This is a genomic window from Streptomyces sp. IMTB 2501, assembly GCF_001953885.1.
In the GTDB taxonomy this organism is placed as follows: domain Bacteria; phylum Actinomycetota; class Actinomycetes; order Streptomycetales; family Streptomycetaceae; genus Streptomyces.
In genome coordinates this window covers 1-26,643 of the sequence record NZ_MQUS01000052.1, presented here as the reverse complement: position 1 = coordinate 26,643, position 26,643 = coordinate 1, and the positions used below count along the sequence as shown (strand labels likewise).

The following is a 26,643-nucleotide window of genomic DNA, read 5'->3' as shown; positions in this document are numbered from 1 at the left end:
GGCCCGCGGTCGAAGCACCGCCCCCCCTCAGCGGAGCGCTACGCCGGGTAGACGTCCCCCGGCAGCTTCCGGTCGGCGCCGACCGTGGCGATGTGCCAGTAGGGGTACGGCGCCCGCACGGCGCTCACCTTGTCGAGGGTCTCGACCTCGGCCTCCGTGAGTGTCCAGGTCATCGCCGCGAGGTTGTCCTCAAGCTGGTACGGCTTGGTGGCGCCGATCACCGCGGAGGTGATGCCCGGCTTGGCGAGCACCCAGTTCAGGGCGACCTGCGCGACGGAGGCGCCGCGCGCGTCGGCGATCTGCCGCATCGCGTCGACGATGTCGTACGCCTGCTCCTCGTCGGTGAGCGGCGCGGACTCGGCGGGCGTCGCCTCGGACAGGCGGCTGCCGGCCGGGCGGCCCTCGCCGCGCTTGTACTTGCCCGTCAGGAAGCCGCCCGCGAGGGGGCTCCACGCGGTGATGCCGACCTTCTGGTCGACCGCCAACGGCACGATCTCATGCTCCAGTTCGCGCGCGGCCAGGTTGTAGTAGCCCTGGTAGCAGACGAACTTCGCGAGATTGCGGCGGTCGGAGACCGACAGGGCCTTCATCAGCTGCCAGGCGGCGAAGTTGGAGACCCCGATGTAGCGGATCTTGCCGGCGCGGATCAGGTCGTCGAGCACCCGCAGTGTCTCGTCGAGCGAGGTGCGCGGGTCGAAACCGTGGATGTGGTACAGGTCGATGTAGTCGGTGCGCAGCCGGCGCAGGCTGGCGTCGACGGCCTCGTACAGGTGGTGGCGGGTGGCGCCGAGGTCGTTCGGGCCGTCGCCGTCGACGCGCCAGCGGCCCTTGGTGCCGATGACGACCCTGTCGCGGACCTTGTTCAGGGTCTGCCCGAAGAACTCCTCGCCGGTGCCGTTCTTGTACACGTCGGCGGTGTCGAAGAAGTTGACGCCCGCGTCCAGGGCCATGTCCATGAGGCGGAGGACGTTCTGGTCGTCGACGGTGCCGAACTCCGACCAGTTGCGGTCGGGAGCGCCGAGGAAGGAGGCGCCGCCGCCGAAGGTCATGGCGCCGAAGCAGATCTCGGAGACGGCGAGCCCGGTGTCGCCGAGGTAGCGGTACCGCATGGTGGATCGATCTCCTTGCCGGATGGGTGAGTTGGGGTTACGGGAAACGGGGCTGCGAGGGAGCGGTGCCGCTCACAGGCCGGCTACGGCCGCGACGCTGAAGGGCAGCTCGGGGGTGCCCGGCGCGTAGGGGCCGCCCTTGTCGAACTGCGAGCGTGTGACGAGGATCCGGCCCTCGTAGGCGATGACCGAGGTGGGGATCTGGAGGTCGGCCGACTCGATGTTCTTCTCGACGTGCGCGGTCAGGTCTCCGCGGCCGAGGGAGAGCCTGGTGACGGCGTTCGCCTTGTTGCGGGCCGCGTACAGCGTGCGGCCGCGGCGGAACAGTCCGTCGCCGCTGACGAGCCGGGGACCGTCGTAGGCGATCTCGCGGACCTCGCCGTCGGTGGTGTCCACGCGGAACAGCCGGCCCGAGGTGAAGTTGACGGCGACGAGGTAACGGCCGTCGCTGACGATGCCGTTGAGGTTCGGGGAGTCGTGCTGGGTGTACGCGGCCGGGGTGCCGTTCAGGTCGCGCCCGATCGGCAGCCGGGACTTTGCCCGCTCGGCGCCCGGCTTGTCGGCGTAGGCGGCGATGTCGGCCTGCGAGACCTGGTAGATCACGGGATTGCCCGAGTCGGTCAGGTATCCGGTGCCGTCGGCGGTGAAGGCGATGTCGTTGACCATGGCCTTCTCGAAGGGGGCCGCGAAGTGCGCGAGGCGCTGCCTGCTGGTGAGGCTGTAGACGTTCAGGCCCGAGAAGTCGGCCACCCACAGCTGGTCGCCCCAGATCTTGGCGCCGGTGGCGGCGGTACGGCCGTCGGTGCCCGCGGGCAGGAAGACCTCGGCGGTGCGGCTGCCCGCGGGGATGCGCTGGACGGCGCCGTCGCCGAAGCCCGTGACGTAGATGTCGCCGGTGGCGGGGTCCGCGACGAGGCTCTCCGGGTAGAGCTTGTCGCCCTTCAGGGCGGCCACCACCGTGGTGGGCGTCGTGTGGGCGCGGTGGTGCCGGGTGCCGGCGTGGTGGGCGCGGTGCACGGCGTCCGCCTGGGAGACGGCGGCGGCCTGCCCCGCGAAGGTGAAGCCGCCCGCGGCGACGGCGGCCGCGCCGAGCAGCGCGAGTGCGGTGGTCCTGCTGGCTCTCATGGTCCTTGTCCTTGTGGTCCTTGTGGTCCTTGTGGTCCTTGTGGTCCTGGGGTTCTTGTGGTTCTTGTGCGTGGGCGGGGCCGCCGGGGTGCGGCCGTCAGTAGCGGGGGCCCTCGGCGGTGCGGCCCAGGGCGGTGAGGCGGGTGATCTCGTCGGCGGTCAGCTCGACGCCGTCCGCGCGGACGTTCTCCTCCAGGTGGGCGAGGCGCTTGGTGCCGGGGATGGGCACGATGTCCGGGGCCTGCGCGAGGACCCAGGCGAGGGCGACCTGTGCCGGGGTGGCCCGGTGGGCGGCGGCGATGTCGGCGACGCCCTGCGCGATGTGCTGGTTGGCGGTGATCGCCGCGTCCTGGAAGCGCGGGTTGCCCCGCCGCCAGTCCCCGTCCTCCAGCCGGTGGCCCGGCTTGACGGCGCCGGTGAGGAAGGCGCGCCCCAGCGGCCCGTACGCGATGAACGCGGCGCCGTGCGCGGCGCACCACGGTACGACCGCCTCCAGCTGGTCCTGGCTCCACAGCGACAACTCACTCTGCACAGTGGCGACTTCGTGGACGGCGTGGGCGGCGTCCAGCTCGGCGACGGTGGCCTCGGACATCCCGATCCTGCGGACCTTGCCGGCCCGGACCAGCTCGGCCATGGCTCCCCAGGTCTCCTCGACGGGCACCTGGGGGTCGACGCGGTGCAGCTGGTAGAGGTCGATCTCGTCGACGCCGAGGCGGGCGAGCGAGCCGTCGGCGGCGGCGCGGATGTGCTCGGGGCGGCCGTCGGGCACGATGTCGCCGTCGCGGACGACGAGGCCGCACTTGCCGGCGAGGACCACGTCGTCGCGCAGGCCCGTGAGGGCCTTGCCGACCAGTTCCTCGTTGGTGTGCGGGCCGTAGACGTCGGCGGTGTCGACGAGCGTGACGCCGAGGTCGACGGCCCGCCGGATCACTTGCGCGGACTCGGCGTCGTCGCGGCGGCCCGGGGTGTAGGCGAAGCTCATGCCCATGCAGCCGAGGCCGATACGGCCGACGTTCCAGCCGGTCGTGCCGAGGGGACGGGTCTTCACGAAGTGCTGCCTTTCTGTTGGTCGTCGGCGCGCTGGTGGTCGAGGTCCCTCTCGCGGATGACGAAGAAGGTGACGGCGGCGCCGGTCAGGGCCAGGGCGGCCAGCAGGACGAAGGCCAGGTGCAGGGCGGACGTCAGGCCGTCGGTGACCACGCCGCGCACCGCGTGGCTGGTGGCGGGCAGCCGCCCCTGGACGGCGTCGCCCGCGAGGGCGGCCGCGCTGCGGCCGGCGCCGGGGACCCGGCCGGCGATCTTGGACGCGGTCACGCTGGTGAGGAAGCCGCCCGCGGCGGCGATGGCGATGGACTCGCCGGTGATCCGCATCGTGTTGAAGATGCCCGAGGCCATGCCGGACCGCTCGGGCGGCACCACGGACACCGCCGCGTTGTCCATGATCCCGAAGGCGCTGCCCACGCCGGTCCCGAACACCAGGAGCGGGCCGATGAGCTGGGCACCGCTGTCGGGCCGCAGGACGAGCAGCCACAGTGAGCCGACCGTGATGAGTACCGACGACAGGGCGAGCAGCACGCGCAGCGGCATCCGGTCGGCGATCCGGCTGAGGGCGAGCGGAAGCACGAGGACGGGCAGGGTCAGCGGCATCAGGAGCGCGCCCGACGCGGTGGCGCTGTGGCTGCCGACGCCCTGGAAGTACTGCGGCAGGTAGATCAGGAGCACCACGAACCCGAAGGTGATGGTGAAGGGCTGGCAGACCACGACGATGAATGTGGGCCGCCGGAACAGCGTGAGGTCGAACATCGGCCGTGCGACTCGGAGTTCGGCCACCACGAACAGGGCCATGAACGCGGCGGCGAGCACGAGCGAGGTGATGACCTCGGCGGACGTCCAGCCGTGCGCGGGACCCTCGACGAACACCAGGGCCACGCAGAACAGGCTCGCGCTGAAGGTGAGCAGGCCCGCCCAGTCCACGCGTCCCGCGCCGGGGTCGCGCGACTCGGCGATGTTCGGGATCAGGAACAGCACCACGGCGCCGAGCACGACGTTCATCCAGAACACGCCGCGCCAGCCGGTGGCGTTCACCAGGGCGCCCGCGACCAGCGGCCCGAGCGCCAGTCCGAAGCCGAACGACGCCCCGAGCACGCCGAAGGCGCGCGCCCTGGCCCGGCCGGTGAACGCGGCCCCGAAGACCGCGGCGCCCGATGTGAGGATGCCCGAGGCCCCGATGCCCTGGACGGCGCGGGCGACGTCGATGACGACGATGTCGTCCGCGAGCGCGGACAGCGCCGACATCGCCATGAACGTGATGACTCCCCACAGCAGGACCCTGCGGCGCCCGAACCGGTCGGCCAGCCCTCCGGCGGCCAGCAGGCACGCCGCGAAAGTGACTCCGTAGGCGTTCTGCACCCACTGCGCGGCGCCGTTCCCGGCGTGCACGGCGGTGGCCAGCCGCGGCAGTGCCACGGCCGGGCCCGTGGTGCTGAGCGGCAGCAGGACGCTGGCCAGCGCCACGGCGACGAGAGTCGGCCCCGCCTTGCCGGCACGTTTCCTCGGCCGTACGGCGGTCTCTTGCGCCTGTGCGACGGCGCTCACCCCGCACCCCCTTGTTCGATTGATGACCGATCTCTTGACGTTGAGGACCATAAGGTCTCTGATGGTTGGCGTCAAGCACTCACTGGAGGAGGTGCAGATGACTGTTTCTCATCAGAAGTCTGATAGTCCGGCTGACGGTCCCGCCGATGGTCCGGCCGGCGGGCCGGCACGCCTGCCCGCGACGGCGGGTGACTGTGACGTCCTCGTCGTCGGCGGCGGCCCCACCGGCATGCTCGCGGCGACCGAGCTGCTCCGTCGCGGGGTCCGCGTGCGCATCGTGGAACGCGCCCCGGACACCGCGTCGTTCCCCAAGGCGCTGCTGCTCTGGCCGCGCACCCTCGACCTGTTCGACGACCTGGGCCTCCTGGCGGCCACGCGCGAGGCCGCCGTGCCGATCAGGGGGTTCAGCTACTTCTCCGAGCGCCGGCCGCTCGCCGCGTTCGACTTCGCCGAGGACCTCACGCCGCTGTGCCTGCCGCAGAACGAGACCGAGCGGATCCTGCGCACGGGTCTGCACGCGGCGGGCGGCAAGGTCGAGCACGGCGTCCGGCTGCTCGCCCTCGAAGGCGTCGACTTCTCCGGGCGCATCGACGGCGCCGCACCGACCACCGCCGTCCTGGAGCACGCGGACGGCCGACTGGAGCGATTCCGCGCGCCGTTCGTCATCGGCGCCGACGGCGCCGGCAGCACGGTCCGGGCGCAGCTCGGCACCGGCTTCACCGGCAGCACCTACGAGACCGCGTTCGCCCTGGTCGACGCGCCCGTCGAGGGACGTCTTCCGGCCGACCGGGCGCTGTACTACCAGTCCGCGAAGGGCGCCCTGGTGATCGTCGCGCTGCCCGACGGGATCTTCCGGTTCTTCTCGTCGCTACCGCCCGGCCAGGAGGTGTCGGTGCCGCTGATGCAGGACATCGTCGACCGGCGCGGCCCGCGCGGGGTGCGCATCGCGGAGCCCGTCGTGTGGCGGTCCGTCTTCCGCGTGCACGCCCGGCACGCCGCGGACTTCTCGCTCGGGCGCGTCTTCCTGGTGGGCGACGCCGCGCATGTGCACAGCCCGGCGGGCGGCCAGGGCCTCAACACCGGACTGCAGGACGCGCACAACCTGGCCTGGAAGATCGCCGGTTACCTCAGGGGCGAGCTGAGCGCCGACGTCGTCGCCGGGTACGCGGGCGAACGGCAGGCCATCGCCCGCAGGGTGGTCCGCGACACCGACGTGCAGACCCGCGCCTGGATGGCCGACGGCGCGCTGCGCACCCGGCTGCGGGACGCCGCGTTCCGGATCGGCGACCGCTCGGGCCTGGTGGAGCGGCTGTACGGTCCGGTCATGGCGGGCCGCCGGCTCGCCTACCCGGCCGTGCGCCCCAGCCAGGTGCCGGCCCGCCTCACCTCGTGCCGCTGCACGGGGAAGGTCCCCGGCCGGGTGGGCGTGGGCGCCGTGTTCCCGCGCGCCGTCGCCGTGCCGTACGGGCTCGCGGGACCGGGCACGGACCCGTCCCGGTGGCATCTCGTCGGCTCCGACCGGGGTGCCGCGAGCGCCGAACTCCTGGTCCAGAGCGGGCACATCGCGGACGGCTTCCCCCAGCTGCGGCACCTCGCCGTGCCGCACCGGGCACTGTCCGCCCACGGCCTGTGCGGCAGGGCCGGCTACTTCCTGGTGCGGCCCGACGGGCACATCCAGGCGCACGGCCACGCCGGGGACCTGGAGCGCCTGGAGGACGAGCTCGCGCATCTCTTCGGGGCGCGGCGCCCGGCCGCCGGGCATGCCGCAACCGAGGTGTAAGACATCGAACATTGCTAAGTTGTCCAAGCACCAGCAAGACCCTGAGGAATAACCAGATCTCTGAGATGTTGCCAAGTCTTCGAGGCATCAATTTCCTGATTCGTCAGTTCCGTTGGAGGACACGCATCATGAGCAACGCAGGCGAAGTGACGGTCGTAGGCCGCGCGGTGGCCAGGCCCGGCCACCGCGACCAGGTGGCGAAGCTGCTGCGGTCGGTCGTCGCGCCCACCCACGAGGAGGCGGGCAGCATCCACTACTCGATGCACCAGGGCATCGACGACCCGGACCTGTTCGTCGCCATCGAGCGCTGGACGAGCGCCGAGGCCCTCGAACAGCACCTGGCCACCGAGCACATCAAGCAGCTCGCCGAGCGGATCGGCGACCTGCTCGCGGAGCCGCTCGACATCCGCGTCTACGCCCAGCTCAGCGAGGGCACATCGACGAAGGGCGTGCTGTGAACTCGACGACTGTCGCGGTACTCGGCACGGGAATCATGGGCACGGGGATGGCGCACAGCCTTCGGCGTGCCGGACTGGACGTGAGGGCGTGGAACCGCACCCGCGTCAAGGCCGAACCGCTCGCGGCGCACGGCGTCACCGTCACGGACACCGCGGCCGACGCGGTGCGCGGCGCCGGTGTCGTCATCACGATGCTCACCGACGGGCCCGCCGTCCTCGACACGATCGGCGCGGCGCAGGCGGGACTTGAGGACGGTCAGGTCTGGCTGCAGACCTCCACCGTCGGTCTCGCCGCCGCCCCGGAGATCACCCGTTTCGCCACGGGGCACGGCCTCGACCTGGTCGACGCGCCCGTGCTCGGCACCCGGCAGCCCGCCGAGGCCGGTCAGCTCCTGGTGTTCGCGGCGGGCTCGGACAAGGCCCGCGCGCAGGCGGCACCCGCCCTCGATGCCATCGCCGCGCGCACGATCTGGCTCGACGACAACGCGGGCCGGGCCACCGCCACCCGGCTCAAGCTGGTCGTCAACTCCTGGGTGCTCGCCACCGTCACCGGCGCCGCGGAGGCCCTCGCGCTCGCCGAGGCGCTCGGCCTGGAGAAGCGGGTCTTCACCGAGACCATCGCGGGCGGCGGCCTGGACAGCGGCTATCTGCAGGGCAAGTCGGCGGCGATCCTCAGCGGCGACTACACGCCCAGCTTCGGACTCGCCACGGCCGCCAAGGACGCCCGCCTGATCCTCGACGACGCGGCCGCCGCCGGGGTGCGCCTCGACATGGCCGAGGCCGTCGCGGCCCGCTTCGCGCGCGCCGTCGAACAGGGGCACGGCGACAAGGACCTGGCGGCGACGTACCTGGTGAGTTTCCCGCAGAACCAGCCCGGGTGACGCCGGCCCGGGTGACGGCCGGCCGCGAGACGGCCGGCTCCGCCACCGGACGACCAGCTCAGCCAGAGAAGACACCCGAACAGAAGGACTCACATCTTTCATGCGTGCCATCGTGAACACCCCCGCCACCGGCAACGTCGCCTTCCGTGACGTGCCCGCGCCCGTCGCCGCCGCCGGCGAGGTCCTCATCGACGTCAGGGCCGTCTCGGTCAACCGGGGCGAGATACTCAACCTGCCCGGGAACGACGAGGGCTGGCGTCCCGGCTGGGACGTCGCCGGAGTGGTCGCCGAGACCGCCGAAGGCTTCACCAAGGGTCAGCGCGTCGTGGCCCTGTCGCTCGCCGACGGCAGCTGGGCCGAGCAGATCGCCGTACCCGCCGAGGCCGTCGCCGTACTGCCCGACGCGGTGAGCTTCGCCCAGGCCGCCACGCTCCCGGTCGCCGCCCTGACCGCGCTGCGCCTGGTCCGCGAGGCGGGCAGCCTGCTCGGCCGCACGGTCCTGGTGACCGGCGCGGCCGGCGGCGTCGGCCGGTTCCTGGTGCAGCTGGCCAGGGCGGCGGGCGCCGAGGTGACCGCCGTCGCCCGGAACGCCGAGCGCGCCAAGGGGCTCGACCGGCTCGGCGCCGCGTCCGTCGTCACCGACGTCGCCACCGCCGACGGCCCCTTCGACGTCGTCTACGAGGCGGCGGGCGGCGAGACGCTGTCGCGGGCCCTCGGCCTGGTCGGCCCCGGCGGCACCGTCTACACCTACGGCAACTCGTCCGGCGAGCCCACTCCGGTCAGCTTCTTCCAGTTCTTCGGCGGACACGAGCAGGCCGTCCTGCGCCACTTCGTGTTCGTCACCGGCGCGCCCGTCGGCGCGGACCTCGCCGCGCTCGCCCGGCTCGTCGCCGACGGCCGGCTCACGGTCGAGATCTCGTACGAGAAGGACTGGGAGCACGTCAACGAGGCACTGACCGCCGTGCGCGACCGCGAGGTGTCCGGCAAGGCCGTCCTCACCATCGGCATCGGCTGAACCCGGCCCGCCCACAGTCCCTTCGGGACGCTCGGGCCCCGCACCGAGGGGGAGCCGCCGCCACGGCTCCCCCTCGGCGCGTCGGAGCGTCCCCACCGGCACGCGAGTGCGCGAGCCCACCTTGAAACTCCGAACTCCCCCAATCCGTACGCAGAATCCGTACCTCGCCCTGGAAAGGCCCCAGCCATGACCACAGAGACCGCCCGCCCGGCCGGCCCGGACGCCGTGACCGAGTCCCTCGCCCTCGACCCCGTCTTCGCCCTGCACCGCGGCGGCAAGCTCGCCGTGCGGGCCACCGTGCCGGTCCGCGACAAGGACGACCTGTCCCTGGCGTACACACCGGGTGTCGCGCGCGTGTGCACGGCGATCGCCGAGGAGCCGGAACTGGCACGGGAGTTCACATGGACGTCGAACACCGTGGCCGTCGTCACCGACGGCACGGCGGTACTCGGGCTCGGGGACATCGGCCCGCGGGCCTCGCTGCCCGTCATGGAGGGCAAGGCCATCCTGTTCAAGCAGTTCGGCGGCGTGGACGCGGTACCGATCGCGCTGGACTGCACGGACGTGGACGAGATCGTCGAGACGGTGGTGCGGCTCGCGCCGTCGTTCGGCGGGGTGAACCTGGAGGACATCGCGGCGCCCCGCTGCTTCGAGATCGAGCGCCGGCTCCAGGAGCGGCTCGACATCCCCGTCTTCCACGACGACCAGCACGGCACCGCCGTCGTGACGCTCGCCGCGCTGTGGAACGCCGCGCGGCTGACCTGCCGGACGCCGGGCGAGCTGCGCGCGGTGATCTCGGGCGCCGGCGCGGCCGGTGTCGCCATCGCGAAGATCCTGGTGGGCGCCGGAATCGGGGACGTGGCCGTGGCGGACCGCAGGGGCGTCGTGAGCCGTGACCGTGCCGATCTGACGCCGGTCAAGCGGGAGCTGGCCGAGAGCACCAACAAGGCGGGCCTGAGCGGCTCGCTGGAGAGCGCGCTCGCGGGCGCGGACGTGTTCATCGGCGTCTCCGGCGGGACGGTCCCGGAGGCGGCCGTCGCGTCGATGGCCGAGGGCGCGTTCGTCTTCGCCATGGCCAACCCGGACCCCGAGGTGCACCCGGACGTCGCCCACAGGTACGCCGCGGTCGTCGCGACGGGACGCTCCGACTTCCCCAACCAGATCAACAACGTGCTGGCCTTCCCCGGCATCTTCGCCGGCGCCCTCCAGGTGCACGCCGCACGCATCACCGAGGGCATGAAGATCGCGGCGGCCCGCGCCCTCGCCGAGGTGATCGCGGGCGAGCTGCGCCCCGACCACGTCATCCCGTCGCCGTTCGACGGGCGCGTGGCCCCCGCCGTGACCGCGGCGGTCGCCGCCGCGGCCCGCGCCGAGGGAGTGGCACGCCGCTGAACGTACGGCGTGGAGTGCTCCCACCGCCCGAGCCGTAGCGCACCGCACGTGGCCCCCGTCACCGCGAACGGGGGCCATCGGCATGTAGATTCTGAAATACGGAAGAGGTTTTCCGGCATATGGTAGATGGGGTTCGAGCCACCGGTACGGCAGACACCAGTACGGCAGACGCCTCGGTGGCCGCACGACGACCACGTGCTCAACGATCACAACCGCATGAAGCAGGAAATGGGGGCATGCCGGGTGAATCGCGAATCAGTCATACAGGCGCCGGCACCGGACGGACGGCAGCTGCGCCAGGCCCTTGACCACGCGCGCACGTTCCAGATGCTGCGCGACAAGTACGAGAAGCTCCAGGACGTGCCCAGCCCCGACCTGGCCGACATTCCCCTGCTGTCCCGCGAGGAGTTCCGCGCGGCCATCTGGGACCGCGCCAAGGACGGCTTCCTGCAGGAGGGCAACAACTCCCTGTACGTGGGCGGCGGACGCCTCGACAACCCGACGGCGACGCTCGTCCCGCACGGCCTGTTCGCCGCCGACATCCTCGCCGAGTGGCGGCCCCTCGCCGCCGACGACGTCCTCATCAACCTGTGCATGGGCAGCAAGCTCTGCCCCGCGTACGACCTGAGCAACGCGCTCGCGACGCTGTCCGGCGCGTCCGTGATCCCCTTCCAGGGCGTACGGGAACAGGACTTCGCCCGCTGGATCGGGCTCTTCGAGAAGTGCCGGGGCACCGCGATCGTCGCGGACTGGGCGATGATCCGCTCGCTGCTGCAGTACTGCGCGGGCGCCGGCCGCACCCTGCCCTGGGTGCGCACCGTCATCTGCACGGACTCCACGCCGGAGCGCGGCGCCACCGACCTCGTGCGGCGCCTGCTGCCCGACGCCGGGGTGTGGTGCCTCTACGCCTCGATCGAGGCCTGGGTGATCGGCCACAGCGGCCCCGCGTGCGACCACGAGACCTTCCACCCGCTGCCGTTCCAGCATGTGGAGCTGCACGAGGGCGAGATCGTGGTGTCCACCCTCCACGAGCAGCTGGTCGCCCCGGTGCTCCGGTACCGCACCGGCGTGCACGGCGAGTTCACGCGGTGCGCGTGCGGCGAGCCCCGCCCGGCCCTGCGCCTGCGTGACTACGCGGGGGACATCATCGCCTTCCAGAGCTTCCAGCTCTCACGGTCCGAACTCTCCGCCCTGGTCAGGGGGTTGCCCGAGGTCGACGACGTCGAGGTGAAACTCCTCGACCGGGGCAGCCCGACCGAGCGCCTGCGCCTGGAGATCCGGGTGGGCGCGGGCACCGTCACCGACCAGTACCTGGTGGACTGGGTGCGCGAGTGCGTGATCCAGCAGCACCTGTCCATCGGGCAGGCGGCGGCGCGGGCCCCCGAGTCCTTCGAGGTGGTCGTCGTATCTCCCGGCGCGTAGCGGCCCGCGCACGACGGAAAAGGCCTGTTGACCTTCGGGAAGGTCAACAGGCCGATACGGGCGCCCGGTTCAGCGCGCCCGGCTCAGTACACCGTGTAGTCGTACGGCGAAGACTTCCGCGTCGCCCGCCGGTACCCGGACGAGGAACCGGGCCACAGCCAGCCCTCGGCCGCCGTCGCCCGCGCCGCCTCGATGGCCGAGCCGGCCCGCGCCTCCACCCGCCGCAGACACGCCAGCACATGCTCCACCTGCTGCTCGATCATGAAGACGTTCGAGCCGTGGACCACCCCCGTACCCGGGCCGAACAGCAGGAACAGGTTGGGGAAGCCGGGCACCGCGATGCCCAGGTGGGTCCGGGGGCCCGCCGCCCACGCCTCCTCCAGCCGCACGCCATGGCGACCGCTGATCCGCAGCCGGGCCAGCGCCGCGCCCGGACGGTAGCCGGTGGCGAGGACCAGCGTGTCCACCCGGTGTGCCGCCCCCGACGCGTCCACCACCGTGTGCCCGCGCACCTCGCGGACCGGGTCCGTGACGACGCGCACCCGCGGGGAGACGAGGGCAGGGAGGTAGGTGCTCGACAGCGGCACCCGGCCGGCGCCGGCCAGCGGGGTGCCGGGGGTGAGCCGCGCCCTCAGTGCGGCGTCCGGGACCTGGCGGCGCAGCTGACGGCGGGCGAGCCGCGCCGTGACCGGGTGGACGAGCGCCTGGGCCTCCAGGGCCCCGTAGGCGAGCCGGCGAACGGCCGTGAGGGCCACCGGTGTGCGGGCCAGGGCCCGGCGCAGCACCGGCGGAACCCGCGCGTCGGGGCGCGGCAGCACCCACGTCGGCGTGCGCTGGAACACCGTGAGCCGCGCCACCCGGCCCGCGATCGCGGGGACGAGCTGCACCGCGCTCGCCCCCGTCCCGATCACCGCCACACGGTCCCCCGTGGGGTCGTACGACTCGTCCCACGTGGCCGTGTGCAGGGTCCGGCCCCGGAAGGCCGCGAGCCCTTCGAGGTCCGGACGGGCGGGCTCGTTCAGCGCGCCCACGCCGCACACCACCACCCGGGGGCGCAGGCGTTCGCCCCGCGTGGTCGTCACCAGCCAGCGGCGCGCCGCGTCGTCGTACGCGAGCGACTCGACGTCCCGCCCGAAGCGCAGGTGCCGCTCCAAGCCGTACGACCTCGCGGTGCGGCGCAGATAGGCATGGATCTCCTGGCGTTCGGCGTACACCCGCGACCAGTGCGGGTTCGGCGCGAAGGAGTACGCGTACAGGTACGACGGCACATCGCAGGCGCAGCCCGGGTAGCGGTTCTCGCGCCAGGTACCGCCCAGGTCGGCCGCCCGCTCCAGGATCACGAAGTCGTGACGGCCCGCCTGCTTGAGCCGGATGCCCATGGCGAGGCCGGCGAACCCGGCGCCGATGACGACGACGCCGGGCTCCGCGCAGGACCCGTACACCTCCTGAGCCGTGCGCCCCGTGCTGTCCGCCATCGCTCAGACCAGCCCCCCGTCGACCGACACGGTCTGCCCGTTGATCCAGCCGCCCGCGTCGCTGAGCAGGAAGCCGACCACCGACGCGATGTCCTCGGGGCTGCCGATGCGGCCCATCGGGGTGCGCGCCGCGAGGGCGGCGACGGCCTCCGGCGCACGCGAGGACAGGAACAGGCCGGTGGCGGTCGGGCCGGGCGCCACCGTGTTCGCGGTGATCTCCCGGCCCGCGAGCTCCCTGGCGAGCAGCGACGTCATGACCTCGCCCCATGCCTTGGACGCGTTGTAGACCGCCTGGCCGGGCACCGACAGTGCGACGGCGGCGCTGGAGAACGTCACGATGCGGCCGCCCCGGCGCACCCGGGCCGCCGCCTCGCGCAGCAGGTGGAACGTGCCCCGGACGTTGACGTCGAGGACCCGCTCGAACGCCTCGTCCTCGGTCCGCTCGACGGGCACGCCCGGCGACGCCTGCACCGCCGCGCACGCCACCAGCGCGTCCACACCGCCGTACGCGCCCTCGGCCCGGTCGAAGAGCCGGCGCACATCCGGCGCGCAGGCGACGTCCGCGCGCACCGCCATGACACGGGGCGGCCCTTCGCCGGAGGCCGAGGGGCGGTTCCGCTCAAGGACGGCCTGCGCGGACGAGACGTCCTGGAGATAGCCGAAGACCACGCGGTAGCCGGCGCCGACGAGTTCACGGACGACGGCCGCGCCGATGCCCCCGGAACCGCCGGTCACGACGGCGACGCGGCCGGCGGCCGCCGAGTCGTGGTGGGACATGGGCGACATGGGCGACGTGAGTGCCATGGGTGCCATGGGTGCCCTCACACTCCTTCCCGTACGCGCGTGAACAGCCCTTCCCTGGGTGGCAGGCGGACCGTGTCGCCGACCACCAGCTCACCGCCCTCACCGCGCAGGAACAGCGGGATCGGCAGGGGCTCGCTCCCGTCGCCGCGCGGCTGCCACGCCGCGAGCGTCGGCACGATGGCGTCGTCGTCGCGCCCCTCGAAGTAGCAGATCAGGTTGACCGGCCAGCGGGTGTTGTCGAACAGATAGCCGTCCATCCGGGTCGGCCGCTGGCTGATGCGCAGGGCGCGTTCACGCGGCGGGCCGATCCGGTGCCAGTCCGGGTGCAGGTGTACGGAGCCGAGGACGTCGAGGCCGTCCGCCTCCGCCCCCCTGGTGATCCGCAGCAAGTCCCGCGAATCGCACCAGAATCCACGGCGCTCATTCGCGTACGCCGCACCGAAGCACGGAACGATCGTATCCGCGAACTCGTCGACGGCGACCGGCGACGAGGCGCGCACGTTCTTGCCGAACTCGACACGGCTGACATGGCTCACACCGTTCACCGTGTGCCCGACCAGAACCGCGAAGCAGCCCGGCGGCCGCTCGGGTGTGCAGCAGCGGTACTCCTTCTCCGCCGCCCGCAGAAAAGGGACGAGCGTCCCGTGGTCGATCGACACCACGCTCCGGAATGCCCCACGCCGGTGGTCGCGGTTGTTTCGGAATCCATCGCTCCGCGCGGGCCGCGACGGTCCGGCCGGGTGCGTCCCGGCGGCCGTACTCAGCAGAGTCTCCATGACTTTCTCCCCCGTTGGTTCCCCGTTGGTTATGCCGAATTCAGCGGACCGCCGAGAACGCTGCCCGGCAGGCCCGCCACGCACCCTCGCTCAGGAGCGGGCGCGCCCGGCGGAAGACTTCGGCGTAGTAGGCTCCGTGCTCGGCGATGAATTCGGCGCTTTCCAGGGCCTGATCCACCTCGTTCGCGGCGGTGATCGCCATGAACCGGCGAAGCAGCTCGCGTTCCGGAGTCAGTACGTCCCCCGTGAAACGGTCCCGGTACTGGCCCTCGGATTCCATCAGCCGTGCATAGGTGTATTCACGGTCGCAGGCACCGTAGAAATAGACGAGATCCGCTGCTTCCGCGCCGACGGCCTCGACCGCACGCCGGCGCTCGTCGAGCGGAAGGATGGTGTAGAAGCCGCCGTCGGGCAGCGGCGCCGGGCCGAAGAGCCCGTGCAGCAGGCCCGCCGTGCAGGTCACCTCGGGCTCGCCCCATTCCCGCAGCAGGGCCTGGACGCGGAGCAGATGGGTGAGCATCGTGCCCCCGTGCCCCGGGTGCGCGATCTCCTGGGCCCCCAGGGACTTCAGCAGACCTATTCCGGAATCTGTGCTCATTCTTTTCTCCCCCAGAGACACCGGCACATTCATATGGATCCTCGCCGAGCGAAACCGGGGTGTCCAATATGTTGTCCAGATAGCAGCGATCGCGCGGCACGGCCACCAGCACGCAGCGAAACTCCGTGATCGTACCGGTTTGAACCCTTCTGCCGGGTTCGCGGATTCACCTCAACTCCGGTATTCCGTACAGCGGAAAACCGCGGGTATCGCGAAGTTTTTCACCCGCTTGCGACACCTGACCAGGACCCGTCTGGAATGCTCGGTACTCATGGAACTACGACAGCTGCGCTATGTGGTCAAAGTCGCGGAGGAGCAGAATTTCAGCCGGGCTGCCGAGAGGTGTTTCGTCGCCCAGTCGGCACTCAGCCACCAGATCCGCAGGCTTGAGGACGAACTGGGCGTCACCCTGTTCCGCCGCACCAGCCGGCACGTGAGCCTCACCTCGGCCGGTGAGGCATTCGTTCCACTTGCCCGCAAGGCACTGCACGCCGTGGAACGGGCCGCGACCAAGGCGGCGTCTTTCGCAACCGTCGTCGACGGAAAACTCGCGATCGGCTGCATTCCCTCGCCACCGCACATCGACCTGCCGCAGCTCATCGCCGACTATCACCGGCGTTATCCCGAGGTGGAGATCCACCTCCACGAAGAACTCGGCACACCCCTCCAGCGCCTCGTCCAGCGCGGGGACCTGGACGCCGTCGTCGTCGGTATGCCCACCGACAAGGAGCTGCGCGGCGTGAGCCGGCTCCAGCTGCACCGCGACACGATCGTCGCCGTCGTCCCGGCCGGCCACCCGCTCGCAAGGCGCAGCGTGATCCGCTTCCAGGACATCGCCCACGAGACCTTCATCGACGGCGTGGCCGGCGCGGGCCTGCGCGAGTTCGTGGACCGCGCCTTCGAGCCGTACGCACCCGAGCGGCGCAGCCAGTTCCAGGTGACCGGACCGCACAACGTGCTCAAACTCGCCGCACAGGGACTCGGCATCGCGCTGCTGCCGCGCGGCATGGTGTCCGCCGACCCCGAAGTCCTCACCCACTGCCGCTTGCTGGAGATCGAGGACGCACCGTCGTTCAGCTCCTCGCTCCTGTACAACCCGGACCGGCTGACCGCCGCGGCGCGGGCGTTCGTCGACCTCGTCACCGCGCACCACGGCCCCGCCGGCCCGCCCACGGACCGAGACGGACACCCCGGGCGGACAGCCCCCTTCCCGCCGTCGGCCTGACCAGCCGCATGCGCACACCCGCTCCCGGCCTCCGCGCGGGCGCACGGAGGCCGAACGGGCCCGGGACGCAGGGCGGCTACTGGTCGTCCTGGTCCGAGGCGTCCGCGGCGTCCTCTTCGGCCTGTTTCGCCCGGACTTCCGGGTCCAGGGCCGAGGTGCCGCTGCCGTCCACCGAGCTGAGCCGGCCGCCCGACTCGGGCACCTCTGTCGCCGCGGGCGGCTCGACCAGCCAGTCCGGGTTGGCCTGCTTGTCCCACCACTTCCAGGCCGCGAAGGCACCACCGCCCAGCACGGTCAGCAGCGCCAGCGCCTTCACCGCGCGACCGGCCCGGCACCGACGCGCGTTCCTGCGGGCCAGCTTCTGGATCTCCTCCGCCGAGACCTGACCACGCAGCGCGGCCAGCGCGGCGGCACCCCGCGCGGCGGCCTCGTCACGGACCGGACCGGCCGCCGCCACGGCCTGCTCGATCCTCGGACGTGAGTACTCGGCCGCCTGCCGGGCGGCCCTGCGGGCACGGACGGCGGCCTCCTGCGCCGCCACGTCCATCCTCGGCGGCACATGCGCACGCGCCTGCTCCAGTCGCGGGGCGAGCCGGGCGTCGTACTGCACACGGGCTTGTTCGGCGGCCTGCGACATCACGGGCGCCAGCCGTACGCGTGCCTCCTGCGCGTAGATCGCGGCACGCTCCTTGGCCGTGTCGGCGTAAGGCGCCACCACTTCCGCGGCGTGCAGCACGCTGTCCTTCGCCGAGCCGGTCGCGGCGCGCACGCTGTCGATGCGGGTCACGGGTTCCTCCTCCTCGGTGGCGTACGGTATTTCGACTTTCCACCCTTTTACGGATCATGCCTGCCAACGTTCCACGCGGCATGCGAGGGCGGGCATATGGGTGCCGACCGCTTCCTTCAGCTCGATTCCGGATGAATACCGGACAACCCGAGCCTGTCGTCGACACTGCCACGAAACCCCGCCGAGCGCTGCCTTCCGGGCGGAACTCATGGCCGCCAGGCGACGTACCTCCCCGGCCGTGCGAGGATCGGGGAGTCACAGAAGACAACGGAAGGCACATCGTGGCTGAGCAGCTTTACGCCACCCTGAAGACCAACCACGGCGACATCGTGGTCCAGCTTTTCCCGAACCACGCGCCGGAAACGGTCAGGAACTTCGTCGAGCTGGCCAGGGGCGAGCGCGAGTGGACGAACCCCGAGACGGGTGAGAAGACCAACGCGCCGCTCTACGACGGCACGGTCTTCCACCGCGTCATCAGCGGCTTCATGATCCAGGGCGGCGACCCGCTGGGCAACGGCACCGGCGGCCCCGGCTACCAGTTCAAGGACGAGTTCCACCCGGACCTGGGCTTCAACAAGCCGTACCTGCTGGCCATGGCCAACGCCGGCCCGGGCACCAACGGCTCCCAGTTCTTCATCACCGTCTCCCCGACGACCTGGCTGACCCGCAAGCACACCATCTTCGGCGAGGTCACCGACCCGGCCAGCCAGAAGGTCGTCGACGCCATCGCCGGCACGCAGACCAACCCCCGCAACGACCGTCCGGTCAAGGACGTCGTCATCGAGTCGGTCGTCGTCGAGACGCGCGAGAGCTGAGCCCACCCCGCAGGGAACCAAACGCCCCGCTCGTCCGTACCAAGGATGAGCGGGGCGGGGCATTGCCAGGGGCAGGGCCCACGACGAGCAAGGGGAACAGATGGACGAGGCCGCAGCCGCCGCACACGACGCCCACCGCGCGCCCGTGTGCTACCGGCACCCGGACCGCGAGACCGGTGTGCGCTGCACCCGCTGTGAGCGCCCCATCTGCCCCGAGTGCATGGTCAGCGCCTCGGTCGGCTTCCAGTGCCCCGCATGCGTGCGCGGCGGCAGCGGCACCGGACACGCCCCCGCCGCGTCCCAGCCACGCACCCTCGCCGGCGGCACACTCACAGCCGACCCCCGGCTGCTCACCAAGATCCTGATCGGCGTCAACCTCGCCGTCTTCCTGGCACAGCTCTCCGTGGGCGACACCCTCACCAATCAGTACGAGCTGATCGGCCGGGCCCAGTACACCCTGTTCGGCCCGATCGAGGGCGTCGCCGAGGGGCAGTACTACCGCCTGCTCACCTCGATGTTCCTGCACTCGCCGAGCAGCTTCACCCACATCCTCTTCAACATGCTCAGCCTGTGGTGGATCGGCGGCCCCCTGGAAGCGGCCCTCGGCCGCGCCCGCTATCTCGCGCTGTACTTCGCCTCCGGCCTGGCCGGCAGCGCGCTCACCTATCTGCTCGCCGAGCCCAACGCACCCTCGCTCGGCGCCTCCGGAGCGATCTTCGGCCTCTTCGGCGCGACCGGCGTACTGATGCGCCGGCTGAACTACGACCTGCGCCCGCTCATCGGCCTGCTGGTGATCAACCTGATCATCACCTTCTACCCGGGCTTCAACATCGCCTGGCAGGCCCATATCGGCGGTCTCGTCGCCGGTGTCGCCGTCGGCTACGCGATGGTCCACGCCCCGCGCGAGCGGCGCACGCTGGTCCAGTACGGCACCTGTGCGCTCGTACTCGTCGTCGTGGTGGTGCTCACGCTGGTCAGGACCGCTCAGCTCACCTGACCCGCAGCTGATACCGAACCGTTGTCCACAGCCTGTGTCGGATCTTGTGCATGCCGTGCGGGCACAGCTGTGCCCCCTGTCGCTCGGATGTGTTTCCGCTGGTCAGACAGGGGGCGAACAGGTGTATGAGGGCCGGTAGGCCAGTCACACCGGCGTCAACCCTCGATGGGTTATCCACAGATCGTCTTTCTTTTCCCCATGTGGAAAAAGCTGTGGATAACTCAGTGGATAACTCTGGGCAGAGCTACTTCCACTGCGTGGAGACACCGAAGCCGGCGGCGATGAAGCCGAAGCCGACCACGATGTTCCAGTTGTCCAGGGCGTCGATGGGCAGCGAGCCGTCCGTCACATAGAAGACGACGATCCAGGCGAGGCCGATGATGAACATGGCCAGCATGACGGGCGCGACCCAGGCACGGCTGTTCAGCTTGATCGCCTGCGTCTGCTTGGCGGGCGGCGGCGTGTAGTCGGCCTTCTTGCGGATACGTGACTTCGGCACGAGGGTCTCTCCTGTCGATGCGCTGCGTGGCCGCGCAGGTAACTGGTCGGGCTCCGGGGGAGCGTACTGGCGCCCAAGATGACGACTCTGTGTGTTCCCCCGGGCGTCCGTTAGCGTAGTGCTTCCGTGGCGCTGAAGGAGATAAGGGTCCGTTGAGCAATTCTGCCGACTCCCCCGGGACGCAATCAACGGGCTCCGGCCCGGGCCGCCGGCCGCGTTTCCGCCCTGTGCGGATGCTCACGGCGGCCGTCTTCGCGCTCGCGGGGCTCCTCTTCATCACCAGCTTCAACACGGCCAAGGGCACGGACATCCGCCAGGACGGCTCCCTGCTGAAGCTGTCCGACCTGATCCAGCAGCGCAGCCGCAAGAACAAGGAGCTGGACGAGTCCAACGCGGCCCTGCGCGGGAGCGTGGAGTCCCTCGCCGAGAGCGACGACGGGAGCACCAAGGCGCAGGACCGGAAACTCACCGGCCTGGAGCAGAGCGCGGGCACCCAGGAGCTGACCGGCCACGGCCTCACCGTCACCCTGAACGACGCCCCGCCCAACGCCACCGCCAAGCTCCCCGGCTATCCCGAGCCGCAGCCCGACTACCTGGTCATCCACCAGCAGGATCTGCAGGCCGTGGTGAACGCCCTGTGGCAGGGCGGCGCCCAGGGCATCAAGGTCATGGACCAGCGGCTGATCTCCACCAGCGCGGTGCGGTGTGTCGGCAACACACTCATCCTCCAGGGCCGGGTCTACTCACCGCCGTACAAGATCACGGCGATCGGGGATCCGGACAAGCTGCAGCAGTCGCTCGCGGCGAGCAAGGCGATCCAGACCTACATGGTGTACGTCAATGTCTACGGTCTGGGCTGGAAAGTCACCGACGACGGGACGGTGACTCTTCCCGGCTACTCGGGCACAGTGGATCTGCACTACGCGAAGCCCGTGCAGTAGCCATCCGTCAGCCGTCCGTCAGCCGTCCGTAACCGGAGGCGCCGGTGCGCGTGATCGTCCGGACCGTCAGCGAGCTGTGCATCACCGTCGGCACTTTGATCGTGCTCTTTGTCGCCTATGTGCTGTTCTGGACGGGTGTGCGGGCCGACGGTGCCATGAACGACCAGATCGACCAGCTGCACCGGCAGTGGTCGAAGGGGAGCATGCGGCAGGCGGCCGCCGCGGGTGACTCTTCGGGCGGGCAGGCGGCCGCCGTGCAGAGACCGGCGCCGTACCGCTACGGCAGGGCCTTCGCGATCATGTACATCCCGCGGCTCGGTTTCACGTGGAACAAGCCGGTGCTGGAGGGCACCGGCCGGGACGTGCTGGCGAAGGGCCTCGCCCACTACGCGGGCACCGCGCAGCTCGGCCAGGAGGGGAACTTCTCGGTGGCCGGTCACCGGCGCACCTACGGCGATCCGTTCAAGGACTTCCCCGAGCTGCGTCCCGGGGACGCCGTCGTCCTCACGGACGGGACGACCTGGTTCACGTATCGGATCGACAAAGGGCCTTACAAAACCGTGCCGACGGACGTTGAGGTGATCGACCCTGTGCCACGTAAGTCGGGGTATACGCGTCCGGGCCGGTATCTGACGCTCACCACGTGCGATCCGGAATGGGGGCACAGTCACCGGCTGATCGTCTGGGCGCACCTGGACTCCACCCAGTCTGTGGACGCAGGCGAACCGAGGGCGCTGCGCCGTTAGTCTGGTGGCGAACGGCGTGAGTCTGGTGCCGTGGGGAGACGGAAGGAACGGCATGTACGGCTTTATCTGGCGGCATCTGCCGGGGAACGTGTGGGTCAAGGCCCTCATCTCGCTGCTGCTGATCCTGGCCGTGATCTACGTCCTCTTCCAGTACGTCTTCCCGTGGGCCGAACCGCTGCTGCCCTTCAACGATGTGACGGTGGACAACCAGTGAGTGCGCGGATTCTCGTCGTCGACAACTACGACAGCTTCGTCTTCAACCTCGTCCAGTACCTGTACCAGCTGGGCGCCGAGTGCGAGGTGCTGCGCAACGACGAGGTGTCGACGGCGCATGCCCAGGACGGCTTCGACGGTGTGCTGCTCTCGCCCGGGCCGGGGACGCCGGAGGAGGCGGGTGTGTGCGTGGACATGGTCCGCCACTGCGCCGCGACCGGGGTGCCGGTCTTCGGTGTCTGCCTCGGTATGCAGTCGATGCAGGTGGCGTACGGCGGTGTGGTGGACCGGGCGCCGGAGCTGTTGCACGGCAAGACCTCGCTGGTGGAGCACGAGGGCAAGGGTGTTTTCGCCGGGCTGCCCTCGCCCTTCACGGCGACCCGCTACCACTCCCTGGCCGCCGAGCCGGCGACGGTCCCGGCCGAGCTGGAGGTGACCGCCCGCACTCACGACGGCATCATCATGGGCCTGCGTCACCGGGAACTCCCGGTCGAGGGTGTGCAGTTCCACCCGGAGTCGGTGCTGACCGAGCACGGTCACCGGATGCTGGCCAACTGGCTGGTGGAGTGCGGGGACCAGGGTGCCGTGGCGAGGTCGGCGGGGCTCGCCCCGGTGGTGGGCAGGGCCACGGCGTGACCGCGCTGCGCCCGGAGCGCGAGACCGATGCCTCGTACGGGGATCAGTCGTACGAGGCTTCCGGTGCGCTTGGGGACTGGGACGCGGCGGGAGCCGCACACCCGGGGTCGTACGAGGAGTCGTACGACGATCCGTACGAGGGCGATCCGTACGAGGGTGACCTGTACCGGCCGTCCCTGGACGACGAGACGGTGGCGCTGCGGATGCCCGGTTCGGCGCCGGGCCCGGAGAGCGAGCCCATACGCGCCGCTGCGGCCTCTTCCGCCTCCTTGGGCACTGGACCCGCGACCGGGGGCCGTGCCGCCCGCAGAAAGGCCGCCAGGCGGCGCGGTGGGCGCCATGGCGGCGGTGGCCGGGAGGCGGCGCCCGCCGAGACATCGTCGGTGGACGCGGAGACCGGCCGGCCGCTGTCCCGGGTGGAGGCGCGGCGGCAGGCGCGGTTGCGCAAGCCGAGTCCGGCCGTCCTCGCGAGCCGGGTGATCGGCGAGGTGTTCATCACCACCGGTGTGCTGATGCTGCTGTTCGTCACCTATCAGCTGTGGTGGACCAATGTCCGTGCCCAGGCGCAGGCGGGCAGCGAGGCGCACCAGTTGCAGGACGACTGGGCGAGCGGCAAGCGGGCCCCGGGTGTCTTCGCGCCGGGGCAGGGCTTCGCCATACTGCACATTCCCAAGCTGGACGTGGTCGCGCCGATCGCGGAGGGCGTCAGTACCGAGAAGGTGCTCAACAAGGGCATGGTCGGGCACTACGGCGAGGCTCCGCTGAAGACGGCGATGCCCGACGCGAAGACCGGCAACTTCGGTCTGGCCGCGCACCGTAACACGCATGGTGAACCGTTCCGGTACATCAACAAGCTCAAGCCCGGTGACGCGGTCGTGGTCGAGATGCAGGACGAGTACTTCGTGTACAAGGTGACCAGCACGCTGCCGATGACCTCGCCGTCCAATACGAGTGTGCTGGATCCGGTTCCGCCGGGTTCGGGATTCACCCAACCAGGCCGCTACATCACCCTCACTACGTGTACGCCTGAGTTCACCAGCAAATACCGGTTGGTGGTCTGGGGCAAGATGGTTGAGGAACGCCCGCGCAGCAAGGGCAAGCCGGACGCGCTCATCGAGTAGGGCTCAGCGAGTAGGGGCAAAGGAAACTGTGGCAGCGACCACCGACGACACCGCAGAACACACGGACGCGTCCGACCCGAGTCCCGCCCCGCCCGGCCGGCGTCCAGGGCGGATCGCGAGGACGGTCAGCGTCATCGGTGAACTCCTCATCACGGCGGGTCTGTTGCTCGCCCTCTTCGTCGTCTACTCACTCTGGTGGACGAACGTGATAGCGGATCGCAAGGCGGACAGGCAGGCCGACAAGGTCCGCCAGCACTGGGCTCGGACGACGGACTCCGGTCCGGGCGCGCTGGACACCAAGGACGGCATCGGCTTCCTGCATGTGCCGTCGATGAAGAACGGTGTGGTCCTGGTGGAGAAGGGCACGGGCACGGACGTCCTCAACGACGGTGTGGCCGGCTACTACCTGGACCCGGTCAAGGCCACGCTTCCCACCACCGGCAAGACCGGCAACTTCGCCCTGGCCGCGCACCGCGACGGTCACGGAGCCAAGTTCCACAACATCGACAAGGTGAAGAAGGGCGACCCGATCGTCTTCGAGACACGCGACGACTGGTACGTCTACAAGGTCTTCTCGATCCTTCCGGAGACCTCGAAGTACAACGTCAAGGTCCTCTCGGCGATCCCGAAGGAGTCCGGCAAGAACAAGCCCGGCCACTACATCACCCTGACGACCTGCACGCCTGTCTACACCTCGGAGTACCGGTATGTGGTGTGGGGTGAGCTGGTGCGGGTGGAGAAGGTGAACAGCAAGCGGACGCCTCCGGCGGAACTGCGGGGCTAGGATGACGGAGGCCCGAAGCCGCAACTTCGTCTTGCGACTTCGGGCCTTTCCTTCCCGTCCTTCTCGTCCTTCCCGTGTCGTTTACCTCAGGTTGGCGATGGCTTGTGCCTCGACGCTGAAATTGCAGGTAGCGACGGACAGAGCGAGGTCCGTACGGTCCACGGCGCGTGCCGCACCGGCGAACTTCTGCATGTCGGCGCGGGGGACGGTCGAGCGGCCGGCGCGGTTCTTGCACTGCACGGCCAGGGTGCGTCCGTCGGCGGTCCGTCCGGTGATGTCGATGCCGCGGTCGCTGTGAACCTGCCGTACGACGACTTCGGTGCACCCGTCCCGACGGAGCAGGTCGGCCACATGGCGTTCGAGTGCCTGCCATGTCATGTTGCTGAGCGACGCCCTGACCGAGTCGATCGGGGCATACCTTCCAGGGCGGTGAGGCGCCTGTGGTGCCGGCACAGCCTTTGCTCGACGTTCTCGATGTCCTGGCGCAGTGCGATGAGTTCGCGGCGGTGTTCGCCGGAGGAGGCGATCAGGGCGTTGAACATCGGGACGACCGTCTTGCCGAGGATGTGGGTGATGCGCTGGTCGATGCGGTCGTCGAGGAAGACGGTGTCCGGTTGTGCTGGGCTTTCCATGGGCTGGGTCCGTGCCAGGTACTCCGTGTCAAGCAGGTACGTGCGTACTTGGCGTGCAATCTCGCTGTCGCGGAGAAGCATGGCAACGTTGAGGACGGCTCGACGGGAGTAGAGAGTCAGGCTCGATCGAGGCTGTGGATAACTTCCCGGATAGCGTGACAAGATGTCACGCTTAAATTCTGCGAGGTCACGGCCCTGGAGCGTGACCATGCCGTTGCAGGCGAGCTCCTCGCGGTGCCGTGCCTTGAGCTGCCGGATCGTCTCTACAGTGACGCCGAAGTACGCCGCCACCATCGCCGTCGTCACATGCATCTCGTCCGGTAACAGCGACAGCGCCTTCACTCGATCCAGCACGTCCGTGCGGTCCAGCACGCTGCCGCGCAGTGTCTTCGACTCCAGCAGTACCGATTCGTTGATCATGTTTTGCCCCTTCGGCTCGGTTGTGGCCATGTGGCCGGGGCAGAGATCCGATTCCCCGCCCCGTCCGATCAACGAGCCGTGTCATATGAAGACACGATCGGTAGGGGTACTGCAGTGCGATCAATGCGGCTGAACCCATGAGTGGGCCCCTGCCAGGACTGCCTGGCAGGGGCCCACTCGTCTTGTTCTGTGCGGGGTGTCAGCCGTTGTTGCCGCCGAGGAAACCGCCGCCGTTGCCGTTGCCGCCACCGCCGATGTCCAGGGTGGTCAGGGCGATCTGGGTGGTGCTCGGGTCGGCCTGGGTTCCCGCTGCCGGGGTCTGCTGGATGACCCGCGCCTTCTCGTCGTTCGGTCCGGTGATCGTGATCTGCGTGTAGCCGCTCTGCTGCAGGATCTGCTCGGCCTGCTTCAGGGTCTGGCCCGTGACGTTCGGCACCTGGCCCTGTGTCTGGCCGCCGCCCTGGAACTTGCCGACGTTGATCGCGACCGACGTGTTCTTGGCCACCTGCTGGCCCGCTGCCGGGTTGGTCGACAGGACCTTGCCGTCCTGGGCCTGGTTGTTGGTGGGGGTCTCGGTGCAGTCGCCCGGAGCCAGGCCCAGGTTCTGCAGCTCGGACTTCGCGTCGTCGCAGGACTTGCCGACGAGGTCACCGGGGATCGTCACCTTGTCCGCGGCCTTGGCGACCGTGAGGGTGATCGTGGTGCCCTTCTGCTTGCTGGAGCCGCCCTCGGGGTCCTGGGAGATGACCACGCCCGGCGGTTGGGTCGACTCCTGGGTCTGCTTCTCGACCTTGAAGCCCTTGTCCGTCAGCTGGGACTGGGCCTGGTCGAACTGGAGCCCGCGGACGTCCGGCACGTCCACGTTCGGCGCGCCCGTCGAGACGACCAGGTTGATCGTGTCGCCCTTCTTCACCTTCGACCCGGCCGTGGGGTCCTGGGAGCAGACGTTGCCCTTGGGCTGGTTGTCACAGGGCTTGCGGGTGGGGGCGCCGAGTTTCAGGTCCGCGTTCACGGCCATCTTCTGGGCGTCGCCGTAGGTCTGGCCGACGAAGTTGGGAGCGTCGAACGGTTTGTCCGCGGTGTTGCCCCCGCTCGCCACCCACTTGCCGATCAGGATCGCGCCGATCAGGACCAGGATGCCCGCGACCACCAGCAGGATCGTGGAGGTGTGGGACTTCTTCTGCTGCCGGCCGCGGCGGCCGGGGCCGTCGTCGTAGCCGTAGCCGCCGTCGTCCGGGTTCATCGGCGGGAGCATCGTGGTCGCTCCGCCGCCCGCGTCCGGGCGCAGGGCCGTCGTCGGCTGGTCGTCGGGGTAGCCGCCGTAGCCCACCGCGCCGAGCGCGGCCGTCGCTCCGACCGGCTGGCCGTCGAGGCAGGCCTCGATGTCGGCGCGCATC

General features: G+C 70.4%; 28 protein-coding genes. 15 read left to right on the top strand and 13 right to left on the bottom strand.

The genetic code is table 11. The features are described from left to right. Window positions 1-38: 38 nt before the first annotated feature. The 4 genes from AV521_RS43920 to AV521_RS43905 form a co-directional block, all read right to left on the bottom strand. On the bottom strand, window positions 39-1,109 hold the full coding sequence (locus tag AV521_RS43920) for an aldo/keto reductase (RefSeq protein ID WP_076097487.1): 1,071 nt from the start codon (window positions 1,107-1,109) through the stop codon (window positions 39-41). Between the two features lie 72 nt (window positions 1,110-1,181). After that, entirely contained in the window at window positions 1,182-2,234 is a 1,053-nt protein-coding gene (locus AV521_RS43915; protein ID WP_076097485.1) for a hypothetical protein, read from the bottom strand. 97 nt (window positions 2,235-2,331) lie between these two features. Next, window positions 2,332-3,282: an aldo/keto reductase gene (locus tag AV521_RS43910; protein ID WP_076097483.1), complete on the bottom strand. Its 951-nt coding sequence runs from the start codon at window positions 3,280-3,282 to the stop codon at window positions 2,332-2,334. Further along, a complete protein-coding gene (locus AV521_RS43905; protein WP_256725968.1) occupies window positions 3,279-4,829 on the bottom strand; it encodes an MFS transporter in 1,551 nt (516 codons plus the stop codon). Before AV521_RS43905 ends, AV521_RS43910 begins: the two co-directional genes overlap by 4 nt. Before the next feature lie 97 nt (window positions 4,830-4,926). Here AV521_RS43905 and AV521_RS43900 point away from each other — a divergent pair, with 97 nt between their 5' ends. From AV521_RS43900 to AV521_RS48950, 6 genes are all read left to right on the top strand, one after another. Beyond that, a complete protein-coding gene (locus AV521_RS43900; RefSeq protein WP_079249722.1) occupies window positions 4,927-6,609 on the top strand; it encodes an FAD-dependent monooxygenase in 1,683 nt (560 codons plus the stop codon). 128 nt (window positions 6,610-6,737) lie between these two features. Then, window positions 6,738-7,067, top strand: a complete 330-nt coding sequence (locus AV521_RS43895; RefSeq protein ID WP_076097481.1) for a putative quinol monooxygenase — start codon at window positions 6,738-6,740, stop codon at window positions 7,065-7,067. Then, a complete protein-coding gene (locus tag AV521_RS43890; RefSeq protein WP_079249718.1) occupies window positions 7,064-7,948 on the top strand; it encodes an NAD(P)-dependent oxidoreductase in 885 nt (294 codons plus the stop codon). Before AV521_RS43895 ends, AV521_RS43890 begins: the two co-directional genes overlap by 4 nt. Before the next feature lie 100 nt (window positions 7,949-8,048). Continuing rightward, window positions 8,049-8,963 (top strand): zinc-binding dehydrogenase, encoded by a 915-nt coding sequence (locus AV521_RS43885; RefSeq protein ID WP_076097478.1) that lies wholly within the window; start codon window positions 8,049-8,051, stop codon window positions 8,961-8,963. Between the two features lie 186 nt (window positions 8,964-9,149). Continuing rightward, window positions 9,150-10,355 (top strand): NADP-dependent malic enzyme, encoded by a 1,206-nt coding sequence (locus AV521_RS43880; protein WP_076097476.1) that lies wholly within the window; start codon window positions 9,150-9,152, stop codon window positions 10,353-10,355. Between the two features lie 243 nt (window positions 10,356-10,598). Further along, entirely contained in the window at window positions 10,599-11,777 is a 1,179-nt protein-coding gene (locus AV521_RS48950; protein ID WP_076097473.1) for a hypothetical protein, read from the top strand. An 83-nt stretch (window positions 11,778-11,860) separates the two neighbouring features. Here AV521_RS48950 and AV521_RS43870 read toward each other — a convergent pair whose 3' ends face one another. From AV521_RS43870 to AV521_RS43855, 4 genes are all read right to left on the bottom strand, one after another. After that, entirely contained in the window at window positions 11,861-13,252 is a 1,392-nt protein-coding gene (locus AV521_RS43870; RefSeq protein WP_076097471.1) for an NAD(P)/FAD-dependent oxidoreductase, read from the bottom strand. 3 nt (window positions 13,253-13,255) lie between these two features. Beyond that, on the bottom strand, window positions 13,256-14,065 hold the full coding sequence (locus AV521_RS43865; protein WP_256725967.1) for an SDR family oxidoreductase: 810 nt from the start codon (window positions 14,063-14,065) through the stop codon (window positions 13,256-13,258). Window positions 14,066-14,073: 8 nt separating this feature from the next. Continuing rightward, on the bottom strand, window positions 14,074-14,718 hold the full coding sequence (locus AV521_RS43860; protein WP_179023853.1) for a hypothetical protein: 645 nt from the start codon (window positions 14,716-14,718) through the stop codon (window positions 14,074-14,076). Window positions 14,719-14,872: 154 nt separating this feature from the next. After that, window positions 14,873-15,430 (bottom strand): DUF6817 domain-containing protein, encoded by a 558-nt coding sequence (locus AV521_RS43855; RefSeq protein WP_076097465.1) that lies wholly within the window; start codon window positions 15,428-15,430, stop codon window positions 14,873-14,875. A 271-nt stretch (window positions 15,431-15,701) separates the two neighbouring features. On the opposite strand from AV521_RS43855, the gene AV521_RS43850 reads away from it, so the two are divergent. Continuing rightward, entirely contained in the window at window positions 15,702-16,655 is a 954-nt protein-coding gene (locus AV521_RS43850; protein WP_076097463.1) for a LysR family transcriptional regulator, read from the top strand. Between the two features lie 76 nt (window positions 16,656-16,731). Here the strand turns inward: AV521_RS43850 and AV521_RS43845 are convergent, their stop codons facing one another. Then, window positions 16,732-17,442, bottom strand: a complete 711-nt coding sequence (locus AV521_RS43845) for a DUF5324 family protein (protein WP_076097461.1) — start codon at window positions 17,440-17,442, stop codon at window positions 16,732-16,734. Window positions 17,443-17,723: 281 nt separating this feature from the next. On the opposite strand from AV521_RS43845, the gene AV521_RS43840 reads away from it, so the two are divergent. Both AV521_RS43840 and AV521_RS43835 read left to right on the top strand, forming a co-directional pair. Beyond that, window positions 17,724-18,257 carry a peptidylprolyl isomerase gene (locus AV521_RS43840; RefSeq protein WP_076097459.1) on the top strand — a complete coding sequence of 178 codons (534 nt, stop codon included), beginning with the start codon at window positions 17,724-17,726 and terminating at the stop codon, window positions 18,255-18,257. 100 nt (window positions 18,258-18,357) lie between these two features. Further along, window positions 18,358-19,254 (top strand): rhomboid family intramembrane serine protease, encoded by an 897-nt coding sequence (locus tag AV521_RS43835; protein ID WP_076097456.1) that lies wholly within the window; start codon window positions 18,358-18,360, stop codon window positions 19,252-19,254. A gap of 244 nt (window positions 19,255-19,498) precedes the next feature. Here AV521_RS43835 and crgA read toward each other — a convergent pair whose 3' ends face one another. Next, entirely contained in the window at window positions 19,499-19,753 is a 255-nt protein-coding gene (crgA, locus tag AV521_RS43830; RefSeq protein WP_076097454.1) for a cell division protein CrgA, read from the bottom strand. 152 nt (window positions 19,754-19,905) lie between these two features. Between crgA and AV521_RS43825 the strand changes: the two genes are divergently transcribed. Genes AV521_RS43825 through AV521_RS43805 form a run of 6 tightly spaced genes read left to right on the top strand, consistent with a single transcriptional unit; the run spans window position 19,906 to window position 24,194 of the window. Then, on the top strand, window positions 19,906-20,694 hold the full coding sequence (locus tag AV521_RS43825; protein WP_076097452.1) for a DUF881 domain-containing protein: 789 nt from the start codon (window positions 19,906-19,908) through the stop codon (window positions 20,692-20,694). A gap of 44 nt (window positions 20,695-20,738) precedes the next feature. Then, complete coding sequence (locus AV521_RS43820; RefSeq protein ID WP_076097450.1) at window positions 20,739-21,440, top strand: class E sortase; 702 nt, start codon at window positions 20,739-20,741, stop codon at window positions 21,438-21,440. Window positions 21,441-21,492: 52 nt separating this feature from the next. Continuing rightward, complete coding sequence (locus AV521_RS48395; RefSeq protein WP_179023851.1) at window positions 21,493-21,654, top strand: hypothetical protein; 162 nt, start codon at window positions 21,493-21,495, stop codon at window positions 21,652-21,654. Then, window positions 21,651-22,289 carry an aminodeoxychorismate/anthranilate synthase component II gene (locus tag AV521_RS43815; RefSeq protein WP_023548428.1) on the top strand — a complete coding sequence of 213 codons (639 nt, stop codon included), beginning with the start codon at window positions 21,651-21,653 and terminating at the stop codon, window positions 22,287-22,289. The genes AV521_RS48395 and AV521_RS43815 overlap by 4 nt, the downstream gene beginning before the upstream one ends. Next, window positions 22,286-23,410, top strand: a complete 1,125-nt coding sequence (locus tag AV521_RS43810; RefSeq protein ID WP_076097448.1) for a class E sortase — start codon at window positions 22,286-22,288, stop codon at window positions 23,408-23,410. The genes AV521_RS43815 and AV521_RS43810 overlap by 4 nt, the downstream gene beginning before the upstream one ends. Window positions 23,411-23,438: 28 nt before the next feature. Then, window positions 23,439-24,194 (top strand): class E sortase, encoded by a 756-nt coding sequence (locus AV521_RS43805; protein ID WP_076097446.1) that lies wholly within the window; start codon window positions 23,439-23,441, stop codon window positions 24,192-24,194. Between the two features lie 81 nt (window positions 24,195-24,275). Here AV521_RS43805 and AV521_RS51935 read toward each other — a convergent pair whose 3' ends face one another. The 3 genes from AV521_RS51935 to AV521_RS43795 all read right to left on the bottom strand — a co-directional run. Further along, window positions 24,276-24,572, bottom strand: a complete 297-nt coding sequence (locus AV521_RS51935) for a restriction endonuclease (RefSeq protein WP_256725966.1) — start codon at window positions 24,570-24,572, stop codon at window positions 24,276-24,278. Beyond that, window positions 24,569-25,246: a restriction endonuclease gene (locus tag AV521_RS43800; RefSeq protein WP_256725965.1), complete on the bottom strand. Its 678-nt coding sequence runs from the start codon at window positions 25,244-25,246 to the stop codon at window positions 24,569-24,571. The genes AV521_RS51935 and AV521_RS43800 overlap by 4 nt, the downstream gene beginning before the upstream one ends. Before the next feature lie 199 nt (window positions 25,247-25,445). Continuing rightward, the coding region (locus tag AV521_RS43795; protein WP_076097443.1) for a Stk1 family PASTA domain-containing Ser/Thr kinase at window positions 25,446-26,643 on the bottom strand (1,198 nt) is incomplete at its 5' end.

Coding starts and splice junctions, on each gene's coding strand:
- AV521_RS51935 (WP_256725966.1), bottom strand. CDS start 24,572: ATGACATGGCAGGCACTCGAACGCCATGTGGCCGACCTGCTCCGTCGG.
- AV521_RS43915 (WP_076097485.1), bottom strand. CDS start 2,234: ATGAGAGCCAGCAGGACCACCGCACTCGCGCTGCTCGGCGCGGCCGCC.
- AV521_RS43895 (WP_076097481.1), top strand. CDS start 6,738: ATGAGCAACGCAGGCGAAGTGACGGTCGTAGGCCGCGCGGTGGCCAGG.
- AV521_RS43850 (WP_076097463.1), top strand. CDS start 15,702: ATGGAACTACGACAGCTGCGCTATGTGGTCAAAGTCGCGGAGGAGCAG.
- AV521_RS43800 (WP_256725965.1), bottom strand. CDS start 25,246: ATGATCAACGAATCGGTACTGCTGGAGTCGAAGACACTGCGCGGCAGC.
- AV521_RS43885 (WP_076097478.1), top strand. CDS start 8,049: ATGCGTGCCATCGTGAACACCCCCGCCACCGGCAACGTCGCCTTCCGT.
- AV521_RS43835 (WP_076097456.1), top strand. CDS start 18,358: ATGGACGAGGCCGCAGCCGCCGCACACGACGCCCACCGCGCGCCCGTG.
- AV521_RS43870 (WP_076097471.1), bottom strand. CDS start 13,252: ATGGCGGACAGCACGGGGCGCACGGCTCAGGAGGTGTACGGGTCCTGC.
- AV521_RS43920 (WP_076097487.1), bottom strand. CDS start 1,109: ATGCGGTACCGCTACCTCGGCGACACCGGGCTCGCCGTCTCCGAGATC.
- AV521_RS43900 (WP_079249722.1), top strand. CDS start 4,927: ATGACTGTTTCTCATCAGAAGTCTGATAGTCCGGCTGACGGTCCCGCC.
- AV521_RS43880 (WP_076097476.1), top strand. CDS start 9,150: ATGACCACAGAGACCGCCCGCCCGGCCGGCCCGGACGCCGTGACCGAG.
- AV521_RS48395 (WP_179023851.1), top strand. CDS start 21,493: ATGTACGGCTTTATCTGGCGGCATCTGCCGGGGAACGTGTGGGTCAAG.
- AV521_RS43865 (WP_256725967.1), bottom strand. CDS start 14,065: ATGGCACCCATGGCACTCACGTCGCCCATGTCGCCCATGTCCCACCAC.
- AV521_RS43855 (WP_076097465.1), bottom strand. CDS start 15,430: ATGAGCACAGATTCCGGAATAGGTCTGCTGAAGTCCCTGGGGGCCCAG.